10 protein-coding genes are annotated in these 12,133 nt (G+C 38.9%); 1 reads left to right on the top strand and 9 read right to left on the bottom strand.

The annotated features are described in order from the left end of the window. Positions 1 to 136: 136 nt before the first annotated feature. On the top strand, positions 137 to 1,366 hold the full coding sequence (locus AABL52_RS03235; protein WP_341518896.1) for a translocation protein TolB: 1,230 nt from the start codon (positions 137 to 139) through the stop codon (positions 1,364 to 1,366). A 99-nt stretch (positions 1,367 to 1,465) separates the two neighbouring features. Here AABL52_RS03235 and AABL52_RS03230 read toward each other — a convergent pair whose 3' ends face one another. The 9 genes from AABL52_RS03230 to AABL52_RS03190 all read right to left on the bottom strand — a co-directional run bounded on the left by AABL52_RS03230 (position 1,466) and on the right by AABL52_RS03190 (position 12,033). Beyond that, positions 1,466 to 2,326: a M15 family metallopeptidase gene (locus tag AABL52_RS03230; RefSeq protein WP_341518895.1), complete on the bottom strand. Its 861-nt coding sequence runs from the start codon at positions 2,324 to 2,326 to the stop codon at positions 1,466 to 1,468. 82 nt (positions 2,327 to 2,408) lie between these two features. Next, positions 2,409 to 3,515, bottom strand: coding sequence for a HAMP domain-containing sensor histidine kinase (locus tag AABL52_RS03225; protein WP_001085275.1), 1,107 nt, complete (start codon positions 3,513 to 3,515; stop codon positions 2,409 to 2,411). Next, a complete protein-coding gene (locus AABL52_RS03220) occupies positions 3,508 to 4,206 on the bottom strand; it encodes a response regulator transcription factor (protein ID WP_098873483.1) in 699 nt (232 codons plus the stop codon). The genes AABL52_RS03225 and AABL52_RS03220 overlap by 8 nt, the downstream gene beginning before the upstream one ends. 235 nt (positions 4,207 to 4,441) lie before the next feature. After that, positions 4,442 to 5,548: an o-succinylbenzoate synthase gene (gene menC, locus AABL52_RS03215; RefSeq protein ID WP_341518894.1), complete on the bottom strand. Its 1,107-nt coding sequence runs from the start codon at positions 5,546 to 5,548 to the stop codon at positions 4,442 to 4,444. Further along, positions 5,549 to 6,994 carry an o-succinylbenzoate--CoA ligase gene (locus AABL52_RS03210; protein WP_341518893.1) on the bottom strand — a complete coding sequence of 482 codons (1,446 nt, stop codon included), beginning with the start codon at positions 6,992 to 6,994 and terminating at the stop codon, positions 5,549 to 5,551. A gap of 196 nt (positions 6,995 to 7,190) precedes the next feature. Next, positions 7,191 to 8,009 carry a 1,4-dihydroxy-2-naphthoyl-CoA synthase gene (menB, locus tag AABL52_RS03205; protein ID WP_016079909.1) on the bottom strand — a complete coding sequence of 273 codons (819 nt, stop codon included), beginning with the start codon at positions 8,007 to 8,009 and terminating at the stop codon, positions 7,191 to 7,193. Positions 8,010 to 8,078: 69 nt separating this feature from the next. Continuing rightward, on the bottom strand, positions 8,079 to 8,891 hold the full coding sequence (gene menH / locus AABL52_RS03200) for a 2-succinyl-6-hydroxy-2,4-cyclohexadiene-1-carboxylate synthase (RefSeq protein ID WP_001103379.1): 813 nt from the start codon (positions 8,889 to 8,891) through the stop codon (positions 8,079 to 8,081). Then, positions 8,888 to 10,642: a 2-succinyl-5-enolpyruvyl-6-hydroxy-3-cyclohexene-1-carboxylic-acid synthase gene (menD, locus tag AABL52_RS03195; RefSeq protein ID WP_341518892.1), complete on the bottom strand. Its 1,755-nt coding sequence runs from the start codon at positions 10,640 to 10,642 to the stop codon at positions 8,888 to 8,890. The genes menH and menD overlap by 4 nt, the downstream gene beginning before the upstream one ends. Continuing rightward, positions 10,639 to 12,033 carry an isochorismate synthase gene (locus AABL52_RS03190; RefSeq protein WP_341518891.1) on the bottom strand — a complete coding sequence of 465 codons (1,395 nt, stop codon included), beginning with the start codon at positions 12,031 to 12,033 and terminating at the stop codon, positions 10,639 to 10,641. Before AABL52_RS03190 ends, menD begins: the two co-directional genes overlap by 4 nt. Positions 12,034 to 12,133: the final 100 nt, after the last annotated feature.

Below are 12,133 nucleotides of genomic sequence, written 5' to 3'. Positions count from 1 at the left end.
ATTATATATCTCTTTCACACGTTTAGCGTAACATAAAAAAAGGGAGAAGTAAATATAACGTTATAATGTTTAATTTTATATTAAAATGTGAGTTTCCATTACATATTCGGACAATCTATAAGCAGGAGGGATATTCTTGAGATTTCGAATTTTATTATTGATAATCTTAATCACTTTATATGTACCAACAACGGTTAGTGCAGCCCCTCCATCACTTACGGCTGCATTTATCCGGGACCATCAGCTATGGATAAAGAAAGGAAATCAAGAAATACAAATCACAAAAAATCGATATGTGTATTCTCCAAAATGGTCTTATGATGGGAGATTTATTGGTTATATTGATATTGATGAAACAGGGAAAAAGTCTAACTTATTCATTTATGATACGAAGAAGAAAGTAAACTATCAGCCTTATGAACGGGTCGTAACATCTGACTTTAAATGGTCACCAAATAAAAATCAATTAGCTTACACTGATCAAGGTTTATTAAACGTTACAAAAACAAAAAATGGTCGCCCACAAGGCTTTGAAAATGTATCAGTGGGAGTTAGTGATTTCGAATGGTTTCCGAACGGAAAGGAATTTATCGTTTCCTCACAATCCTGCTTGCGTCCGACCGGATGGGGCAAGGTTCCACTTTATAAAATTCCTGTAGATGCAAATCTTGCTAAAGATAAAATAAGGCCTTTTTATACGATTCAAACAAATGAAACTGATTTATTTGCAATTACCGCTAACTATTTCAAGTGGAGTTCTGATGGAAAATGGATTAGTTTTTTGGCTAGTCCTACTGCCTCTTTGGCAATGGATAGCAATACATTATGTGTTATCTCATCACAAGGGAAACACTTTCGAACGATTGGTAACATGCTATGGTTCAAAGACTGGATGAAGTGGGCTCCATCAGCCAACCAACTGACCTATATTTCAGGAGAAGGAAGGTTTTTTGTAGAAAATAAAAAATTCACAGTGGCAGACATGGTAACAGCAAAACAACAAAAGGTCTACACACCTGTCGGTTATGTAGACCTTGATTTAGAATGGTTTTCACCAAACAAAGTGGTTGTGGCTCGTGCAACAGAAAATAAGGCATGGAAAGAAGGCCCTGTTCCGACGATGTTTACAACACTTTATATAATCAATATAAAAACAGAAGAACAGAAACAAATCTCATGCCCAAAACAGAATGAACGTGATGAAGACCCTCAAGTTATTGGACCTTATCTTACTTGGCTTCGCAAGAAAACAAATGTATATAAAGGCGATGTCTGGATGAAGGATAGCTTACATAGTCAGGAGTATATATGGCTGAAGAATGTTGATGAGGCTCCGACCTTTTTTACTCGGAATGAACGTCATTGAAAATGTGTTCATTACAATCCTCGTCATATAAAAATTTGTATCTGTTTCCCTATTTGATTCTCCCGTAATAGAGCACTATTATGGGAGAATCAAGATTATCTATTCCTGAACCGTCACAATAACCCCATCCATATTATTCCCCGAAATTTCATACTGCTTATTTACCGGAACATTCACTGTCCTGTTCCCAGAAACTTTATAATAAGAAACCGTATATTTCTTACCTTCTACATTCGTTGAAATTTCTTTTTTCTCTTTTAAGAAATCTAAGTATTCCTCCAATGTAATTTTCTCTTTTTGCATAATCGCACTATGAGGTAAGCCGACATAACGTATATGCCACGGCTCATATTGAATGCCTGTAATATCGCTTTTATTTTTCGGATAGCGTAAAACAAAGCCGTGCTTCCATACATTCTCTTCAATCCACTTTCCTTCAGGCGCTTTCTCCATTTTCTTTTGCGTAGATCCAACGTCGAGTGATAATCCTAAATTATGTTCACTGTATCCTGCTGGAAGTGCATAGTCAGAGCCCATTTTTTCATATAACTTTTCTTGCTCTTTAAAATCTCGATATCCGCTATTCATTAAGAAATGCTGCACGCCATCTTTTCCAGCTGCATCGACAACGTTCAAAAACTTGCTCACAACATCCTTTGATAAGCGAAGATTTCTATCAAATATTACATAACCTCTTACTAATTCACTATTATGATTTACATTTATAATATCGGACCTAATACTATCTTTTTTTACTGGGTAATCTTTGTTAACTAATAATAGATCCCCTTTATAAATTTCTTCTTTTGTAACCTCTATATTTTCCGTATTCGCAGCTCTTACCGTATTATCTTTGTCGGCAATTTTAACATCGATCTCTTTTTGAAATAATGGTGATATATAAAAACCTACGCAGACTGTACATAGTATAAAAAGAGAAATAAATACCCACTTTTTCATTCCTAGTTCCTCCTTAACGTAACTTACGTATAGAATAGAAAAAACTATTAAAATAAAAAGTGGGGTAAAGTTTAAATTTTTATTAAATTGCTTCGCTCTCTTCTTTTGGCAACCTTACTTCAAATATCGTTCTAATCACATTACTTTCTGCAGAAATCGTCCCGTCATGCTGCTCAACAATATTTTTCGCAATAAATAGCCCAAGGCCTGTACCACCTTGTTGCTCTGATCTTGCCTTATCACCTGTATAAAACATATCAAAAAGATACGGTAAATCTTCTTCCGGAATGCTATCTCCGTAATTAATAATTTGTACGACTACCTCTTCGCCTTCAATATATCCGTTCACATCAACAAATTTCCCATCGTATCCGTAGCGAATTGCATTCGTTAAAAGATTTTCAAATACCCTCGCTAACAATTTCCCGTCACCGTTAATAGGTAAATGCGGTGCGATATGTAATCTCGCTTCTAAACCCTTCTTTTCTAATAACGGATATAATTCTTCATCTAACTGAATAAGCAATTCACCTATATCAATTGATCTTTTTTCTAGCTGCAACATCCCATAATTCATTCTTGTGATTTCAAATAATTCATCAATTAAACTTTCCAGCCTTTCGGATTTCGTAAAAGCAATTGTGGAAAAGTGTTTAATTTGTTCCTTCGTCAAATTCTCATCTTTAAGAATTAAATCTAAATAACCTAAAACAGATGTTAACGGCGTTCTTAAATCGTGAGCTAAGTTAACAATGAGTTGGTCTTTACTACTTTCTGCAAAGTCTCCTCGTTCTACTGCTTCCTTTAATTTTTCACTCGCTACATTTATTTCACGTGCGATATATCCAAACTCATCATTTGATGACACGCGCACTTCATTTGAAAAATTTCCGTTCGCCAAATGATGAATCCCGCTTGATATCTCATCAAAATATTTTACATACGGTCTAGTAAGGAAGAAGAAAAACATAATGGATAGAGGGATGAAAATAATTAAAAAGAAATTAACATCCCCAATTTGTCTTACCATAGAACGAAATTGAGCTAACGGATCTTCAAAACGAACGACTAATTTATAATAGATCCGTAATCCTTCATAAATGATATACGTTACGCCACCAGCAAATATCATACTTAACGCAAATAGCATAACCATCTTCGAGCGAAAGCTTCTCATCTTTTTAGCCATTGAAAGTATAACCTACTCCCCACACTGTTTTTATTAACTTATTCTTTCTTTTATCTTCCCCAAGTTTTTTCCGCAACGTGCGAATATGTACCATAACTGTATTTCCGCCTTCAAAATAATCATCGGCCCATACGTGCTGAAAAATATTTTCTACATTGTACACTTTCTTCGGATGACTCGCTAATAAATACAAAATATCAAACTCTTTCGGTGTTAATTCAACTTGTTCTCCGTACACATTTACAGTTCTTCGCTCAGGATCAATAACAACTCCGCCTACCTCTAAAGCAGATTTACTCTCCGCTACTTTCGGCTGATTTAACGTAAGAAATCGGCGTAATTGTGCATTTACACGCGCAACTAATTCAATTGGTGTAAAAGGTTTCGTCATATAATCATCTGCACCTAATACAAGACCTGTCACCTTATCAAAATCAGACGTTTTCGCACTTAAGAAAATGATTGGCATATGATGCTTCGCGCGAATTTGACGCGTCACTTCATAACCATCCATTTTTGGCATCATAATATCTAAAACCACTAAGTCGATTGGCTGCGTTTCAATAACATGAATTGCCTCTTCCCCATCAGCTGCTTTCACAACGTGGTAGCCTTCTTTTTCTAAATGTATCTCAATTAAATCAGCAATTTCTGCCTCATCATCCGCTATTAAAATTGAAATGCGCTTCATATTACTCCCCCTTGTATACGCTCGATTGTAAACTAGTCTATCCAATTTGTACAATACGAAAAGGTTACTCGCGGGAGTAACCTTAGTAAGTGAAATTATATCGACGATTTTTCAAATATATCGAACACAACTTGAAATATATCAACGATTTTTTTAATATATCGACGTTTCGACAAGGGATATCGACTTACCGACAATTACAGACGAAATTCGCCCGCTATTTGAAAGCCTCAACCTACCGCTCCAAAATAATCCGCTGCTTCGTAATTTCCGCCAGCCTTCCGCGATCTACTTCATACTCAGCTTCAATGCTTTGCGGCACCATCACTTTTCCGCCCTCAAGCATCACTTCCGGTGAAATAATATCCTTCTCCCAATGCCTACTAGAGGCAGATATATCACCTGGAATCGTAAAGTTCGGCAGTGAAGCAAGTGCAACATTTTGTGCTCGTGAAATCCCCATCTCTACCATACCGCCGCACCAAACTGGGATATTATGCTCCATGCAATAATTATGGATTTGAATTGATTCTGTTAATCCACCCACTCGCCCTGGTTTAATATTAACGATGCGGCAACTGCCAAGCGTAATCGCAACGCGCGCGTCTTCTAAACTATGGATGCTTTCGTCTAAACAAATGGGCGTTTCTATTTTCTTTTGCAACTGTGCATGGTCGAGAAAATCGTAATCCGCTAACGGTTGTTCAATCATCATCAATTGAAATTCATCTAGTCGTTTCAGCTTCTCCGTATCTGCTAACGTATAGGCTGAGTTTGCATCAGCCATTAACGGAATGCACGGGAACTCTTTACGAATTTCTTTCAATAATTCGTAATCATGCTCTGGCTTTATTTTCACTTTAAAACGCTCGTACCCTTCTTCTGCGTACTTCTCGATTTGTTTTAACATAACCGAAATTGTATTGATACCAATCACAACACCAACTTCAATTTCAGCCCTAGTTCCGCCAAGTAACGTCGCTAGCGATTTCTGTTCACGCTTCGCATATAAATCCCAAACAGCTCCTTCAATTCCGGCCTTTGCCATTCGGTTTCTTTTTATATGCTGGAACAAACCTGGCACTTCATTCGGATGAGAAATCTCAGCCTTTAATAAATCAGGTAATAAAAAATCTTGTAGTACATGTAGCGCTGTCTTCACTGTTTCTTCCGTGTACCACGGTTCAGAGAAGGCAACGACCTCACCGAATCCAATGTGTCCATCCGTATCTTCTAATTCAATAACGATGCTCTCACGCTTCTCATAAGTTCCGTAGCTTGCAGCAAACGGGATTACGAGTGGCATTTCCGTTATATGCAGTGTCGCTTTTTTAATTTCCACTTACATCTCCTCCACTAATTGTCTTAACTCTCTTCTTAACAATTTTTTCGAAGCATTTCGTGGTAATTCCTCTAAGAAACACGCTTTTTTCGGCACTTTATATTTCGCTAATTTCTCCTCGCAAAAATGAAGAATTTCTTCTTCTGTTACCTCTCCGCTTTTTACAACAAAAGCAGCGGGTACTTGTCCCCATTTATCGTCAGTCATGCCGACAACACCAGCTTCCGCTACCATCGGATGAGAAAGCAACACTTCTTCAATTTGGGCCGGATATATATTTTCCCCGCCAGAAATAATTAAATCACTGCGGCGATCTAATACGTATAAAAATCCTTCTTCGTCTAAATAACCGAGGTCACCAGTATGAAGCCATCCATTTTGAATGGTTTCGCGCGTCGCATCTTCACGGTTAAAATAACCGCCTGTTACGTTTGATCCTTTTACTACGATCTCGCCTTCCGCAAACGGCGGCACTACTACGCCATCTTTTTCAATACGAAGTTGGCACTGAAATAGTGGTTTCCCGGCTGATCCTACTTTCGTTAACATGTAATCTGCGGATAACGTACAAATTTGCGACGATGTTTCTGTCATACCGTACGTTTGATACACAGGAATTCCTTTTTCTACACATGTTTCAAGTAACGGTTTCGGCGCTGGTCCTCCGCCAAGTAACATGCATCGTAAAGAAGATGGATATGTCTCTTCTCCTAGTCTCTCTAATAGATCTGTTAACATTTTAGAAACGACAGAAATAATCGTTACGCCTCTCGTTTGAAGTGCTTTATGAATAAAATCAGCATCATATTTTGGAATGAGTAAAATGCGCATGCCATACATAATATTTTTCATCAAAAGAGATAACCCACCAACGTGGAACATCGGCATACAAGCTAACCAGCAATCATCATCACGAAGCCCTAAATTAAGCGAAGAACCAACTGCGCTTGCCCAGTGATTGCCGTACGTTAAAATAACGCCTTTCGGTTTTCCTGTCGTCCCAGACGTATAAATAATTGTCATCGCTTCTTCTAAAGAGAATTCTTCTTGTATAGAGGCTTCCGCCTTCGGTCCATTCATCACTTCAGCAAATGAATATACAGGAACATCTTTAGCCTCAAAATCTTGATCCGTCACTAAACAAACAACTTCAGCATCACCCATTTGCCAAAGTAGCTCTTCTCTTGAAAGACGCGTATTTAAAAGTACAGCTACTGCACCTACGTAAGATAGGGCATGAATAACTGTAATCATCTCCATACCATTTTTCATCAGAACAGCCACCTTTTGCCTACGCTTCACTCCTACATGTGTGAGGTGTTCACAAACAGATACTACTTTTTCATGCAGCTGCATAAAAGTAACTTTCTCTTCCTCTATTTCAATTGCAGTGCGATCTGGTGTTAAAAATGCACGTTGCTTTAACCAATTTGGCATCGTCTCCATCATCCATTCTCCTTTCATGAAAGAAAGAGACTTGATATGACATCAAGTCTCTTAGTTGTTTTGTTTCCGGTTGATCACACCTAGCTACAGCAGCTAGAACAGTCGGTCGTTTCACGCCTTCCTACGAGGCAAAAAGCGCCTCTACATCAGGAGTTCCAACGCCCTCTTGTTCTAAGCAAGCTGCTTCCGCTTTTGATCACGGGAAACGAGGGAATTGACCGAAGTCCGGACTGCGTTTTTCTTTGAACGCGTCGCGACCTTCTTTTGCTTCGTCAGTTGTGTAGTACAATAACGTTGCATCTCCAGCTAGTTGTTGAATACCAGCTAGACCGTCTGTGTCTGCGTTGAATGCAGCTTTTAAGAAACGAAGTGCCATTGGGCTGTTTGCTAAGATTTCTTGTGCCCATTGTACTGTTTCTGCTTCAAGCTCTTCTAATGGTACTACTGTGTTTACTAATCCCATATCAAGCGCTTCTTGTGCGTTGTATTGACGGCATAGGTACCAAATTTCGCGAGCTTTCTTGTGGCCTACCATACGAGCTAAATAACCAGCTCCGTATCCACCGTCAAAGCTTCCTACTTTAGGACCTGTTTGTCCGAATACAGCGTTGTCTGCAGCGATTGTTAAGTCACATACGATATGAAGTACGTGTCCACCACCGATTGCATAACCTGCTACCATTGCGATAACTGGTTTAGGAATTGCGCGAATTAGACGTTGTAAGTCTAATACGTTTAAACGAGGGATTTGGTCGTCACCTACATATCCACCATGACCGCGAACTTTTTGGTCGCCGCCAGAACAGAATGCACGTCCACCTTCACCTGTTAAAATGATAACGCCAACATTTGCATCATCACGAGCGTGTGCAAAAGCGTTGATTAACTCCATTACCGTTTTAGGACGGAATGCGTTATGTACTTCAGGACGGTTAATCGAAATCTTTGCGATACCATTGTATGTTGAATAAATAATATCTTCGTAATTGCCTTCTTTTACCCATTCAATAGCCATTACAACTACCTCCTTGTATATTTCTGATCTCCTCTATAAGTGCAACTTCTTTCTTAGATGAAAAAAGCATCACTGCATAGTTTTTAGAAATCCCTTTACTATTGTATCAAACTTTTCCGGTTGTTCCACATGAATTGCATGGCCAGCACCATCAATTTTGACAAATTTCGCGTCAGAGACGCATTTTTCGATGTTTTTTAATATGCGAAAGAACTTTTCATCATACTCCCCGTTCATTAAAAGAGCAGGCACTTTTAAGTTTGGCAGCTCGTCCCACCATGAAGGCTGAGCCCCTGTTCCCATGCCGCGCAAGCTATTTGCAAGTCCTTTTGGATCGTTAGCAAGTCGTTCGTTTCGCACCGCTTCTTGTGCATTTTGTGCTAAACGTTTTTGCGTTTCAAACAGCGGAATATTTTCCCACATCGATACAAAACTATTGATGCCTTCTCGCTCAATTTTATGAGCAAGTCGCTCATCTTTTTCACGACGTTCTTTTCTGTCCTCTTCACTTTTGAGCCCAGCTGTACAATTTTCTAATAAAAGAGAATGTACATATTCCGGATATAAACATGCCATCGTAATCGCCAGTCTACCGCCCATTGAATAGCCAAGTATGTGTGCTTTTTCAATATGAAGGTAATCCAGTAGTTCTTTCATTTGCAATGCTACATTTCGAATATCATAATGCATTACATCTTTAGGACTTTCCGTTTTTCCGTGCCCAACAATGTCTACTAAAATGACTTGAAATTGCTCGCTCCAAGAAGGAACGAAAGAACGCCACGTTTCCATGCTTCCCGTAAAACCATGAAGAAGTAGAAGTGGTTCTCCGCTTCCGACTACTTCATATTCATACGATACACCTTGCAGCGTTACGTTCATTTTGATTCACCTTGCAACGATGTAGTAATTACATCCTGCGTTTTTGCCCATAATTTACGGTGCAATGTTAAGTTTTCATCACGGTTCGTACAAATTTCTACAACGTGTAAACCTTCCGCCCTTGTTCCTTTTTGTACCTCTTCTCGGAATTGCTCCCAACCATTTACACGGCTAAATGAACCGCCGTACATTTTGACAACATGCTCATAATCAAGACCAATTGGCGTTCCAAATAATGATTCGAAATGTTCCTTTTTCTCATATTGTGGTAAGAATGAGAAAATACCGCCACCGTCATTATTTACAACGACAATCGTTATGTTTAATTCATGTAATTTTGCAGCTAATAACCCGTTTAAATCGTGATAAAATGATAAATCACCAATAACTAATACGAGCGGATCGCAAATAATACTTGCTCCTAAAGCTGTCGAAATTATGCCATCAATCCCATTTACACCGCGGTTTGCCATCACTTGAATATTTTTGTCCGATGTGAAGAAGAATGAATCTGTATCACGAATTGGCATACTATTACTCGCAAATAACGTTGCCCCTTCTGGTAATACCCGGACAATATCCGTAATAACTTTCCCTTCAAATGCAGTATCATATGTTTCCATTTCACGAAGCGTTTCCTTCGTTTTTTCGTTTATATGTTGCCACATTAGGGACCAATCATTCTTTTTCATAACTGGCATTTTTTCTATTAATGCCTTGCAAAATGCAATATCACTCGCTTGGACCACTTCTGTCGCAACGAGAGCTGGATCTCTCCATTGTCCAGATTCCTCAACAACGATATGAACGGCTTTCGTCTGTTTTTTAATGAACTGCGTTAATGCCTTCGAAACAGGCATACCACCAAAACGAATCATAACTTCTGGCTTCCACGTTTCCTTTAACAGCTCATTTCGTAAAAATGTGTCGTAACAATCGATTACCATCGTTTTATCGTGATGTCCACTACGAATATTAGAAAGTGGATCCGCTAATATTGGATATCCCGTTTTTTCAGCTAATTGCGTTGCAAACGCTGCGATTTCTGGATGACTATCATCTCCACAAATAATAAGCCCCTTTTCCATATGTGAAAGGCGCCCTACAAGAGAATCTACATATTCACTCGGCATCATCACGTTCCCTTGCTGAACTACTCCTGTATATTCCCCGCGTCCTTTATCCCATAAACCTTCTAATGAGAAATCTGGGATAAGTGGTTCGCGAACTGGAAAATTAAGATGAACAGGTCCTTGCGGCGCTAAAAGTGCGCTTGCTATCGTGCGCTGCGTCGTCATGCGAGCGTAATGATACATCGCTTCACTCGCTTCTGGAAGTGCCATCTCTGTAAATTGCTTCACAAATGTACCGTATAAATTGAATTGATTCATCGCTTGTGGTGCACCAACATCTCTTAATTCATGCGGTCTATCTGCCGTTAAAACGATAAGCGGCACTCGTGAATGAAAAGCTTCACATACAGCTGGATAGTAGTTCGCTGCTGCCGTTCCTGACGTACATAATAATGCAACAGGACGTTTTTTCGCTTTTGCGATACCGAGCGCAAAAAATCCTGCTGATCTTTCATCTACATGTAAATATGTGTTCATTCCTTCATGTTGTTCCATTAGCAAAGCAATCGGTGTTGACCGTGAGCCTGGACTAATGACAACATCACATACATTTAGACGCGTCAGTTCATCCACGAACGCGCCTAAATAATATGACAATGCTTCTATATGATTGTTCATTTCATTAATTCCTCCAAAGCACCAAGCATCGGTCTAAACTTCAAACTTGTTTCTTCATATTCAAGTTGCGGTACTGAATCAATTACAATCCCACAACCGGCAAATAAGGATGCTTTCTCGCCATTTAATAATCCGCAGCGAAGCGCAACCGCAAACTCACCATTTCCTTCATCATCTATCCAGCCAATCGGTGCACCATATAATCCTCTGTCTAACAATTCAACATCACGAATCAGTTTCATCGCTTCCAAACGAGGTGTCCCGCCAAGAGCTGGCGTTGGATGTAATTCTTCTACCATTGTTAAAAGACTCGCATCGCCTTTTGCCTCCACAGGCGTATATAAATGAATTAAGTTTTTCGTTGTTAATAAGCCCGGACTTTCCGGAATATTAACAGATTGGCAGTGCTCATTTAATACCGATCTGATCATGTTCACAACATAACCGTGTTCAGCTAAATTCTTTTCATCATGAAGAAGCGCATTACTATTTCGTTTACTTTCTTCTATAGATTGACCGTGACCAGTTGAGCCAGCAAGACACATTGAAGTAAACTTCTCATCTTCTTTGCGAATTAATCTCTCTGGCGTCGCTCCTAAGAAGCATGCTCCTTTATAATCAAAAGAAAATACGTAACAATCTGGTTGCCCTATGCGAAGTGCTTCTAAAACGAGAGCAGAATCAATATGATGATCCATCTCTATTTTTAGCTCCCTCGCTAATACAACCTTCTGCACGTTCCCCTGCTTCATCTCATCTTGCACTTTCTCAATGGCCTTCATCCAGCCTTTTGGATCCACTTCTACTTTAGAAGTAACTGTTAATTTCAATCCTTCTAGTGCACATTTACTCTCCCCAAAAATTTTCTCTTCTAAAGAAACAATTTCGTTATAAAGAGTTTCTGCACAATCTGTTGCTGAAACGAATGTATTCATTGTTAACCATGCTTTTTCATTTTTTACAGTTAATAAAAATGCTGGTAGTGAAAATGTCGTATCATCAAACTCTTTCCATAAGTCCGTTTTCTCTTTTTCTTGATCAAATGAAAATCCACCAAATAAAAGAGGACCTGTTCCAAATTCGTATTTTTCTCTTTGTACAAATGCTTTCTCTTTTACTTTATCCCACTCGTCACGAGTAGTTTGAAAGCGTTTTTGAGAAGCAGTTGCTATAGTGAAAACAGAGCCAATTCCAGCAAATATTACATGCTGAGCTGGGTCTGCAAAATAACATCTATTTTCGAATGCAATCCTTTTACCTGCTGCATAAAACAGAAGCGGATCCATCCAGTCTATTTGTTTTACAAAACTAACCAATATTTTTTCATCAGTTGCACGCTTAATGGCTGCACTAAGAACTTCTTGCAAGCCTTTTTGTTTCGTTTGAATCACAATTGTCTCCCCCCTATGGGCGAAAAATAGTCATAATTACGCTTGATTTTAAGATACACCTCAAACGAAAGGCCTGTCAACGTTTAGCATTTCTGAGAAA

The organism is Bacillus paramobilis (assembly GCF_038096195.1).
In the GTDB taxonomy this organism is placed as follows: Bacteria; Bacillota; Bacilli; order Bacillales; family Bacillaceae_G; genus Bacillus_A; species Bacillus_A mobilis.
The sequence above is the reverse complement of the archived record's forward strand: the minus strand, read 5'-3'. Positions and strand labels throughout refer to the sequence as shown.

Bases quoted from the DNA above. Each gene is read 5' to 3' on its own strand.
- AABL52_RS03230 (WP_341518895.1), bottom strand. From the start codon at position 2,326: ATGAAAAAGTGGGTATTTATTTCTCTTTTTATACTATGTACAGTCTGC.
- AABL52_RS03225 (WP_001085275.1), bottom strand. From the start codon at position 3,515: ATGGCTAAAAAGATGAGAAGCTTTCGCTCGAAGATGGTTATGCTATTT.
- AABL52_RS03220 (WP_098873483.1), bottom strand. From the start codon at position 4,206: ATGAAGCGCATTTCAATTTTAATAGCGGATGATGAGGCAGAAATTGCT.
- AABL52_RS03210 (WP_341518893.1), bottom strand. From the start codon at position 6,994: ATGGAGACGATGCCAAATTGGTTAAAGCAACGTGCATTTTTAACACCA.
- menB (WP_016079909.1), bottom strand. From the start codon at position 8,009: ATGGCTATTGAATGGGTAAAAGAAGGCAATTACGAAGATATTATTTAT.
- menH (WP_001103379.1), bottom strand. From the start codon at position 8,891: ATGAACGTAACGCTGCAAGGTGTATCGTATGAATATGAAGTAGTCGGA.
- menD (WP_341518892.1), bottom strand. From the start codon at position 10,642: ATGAACAATCATATAGAAGCATTGTCATATTATTTAGGCGCGTTCGTG.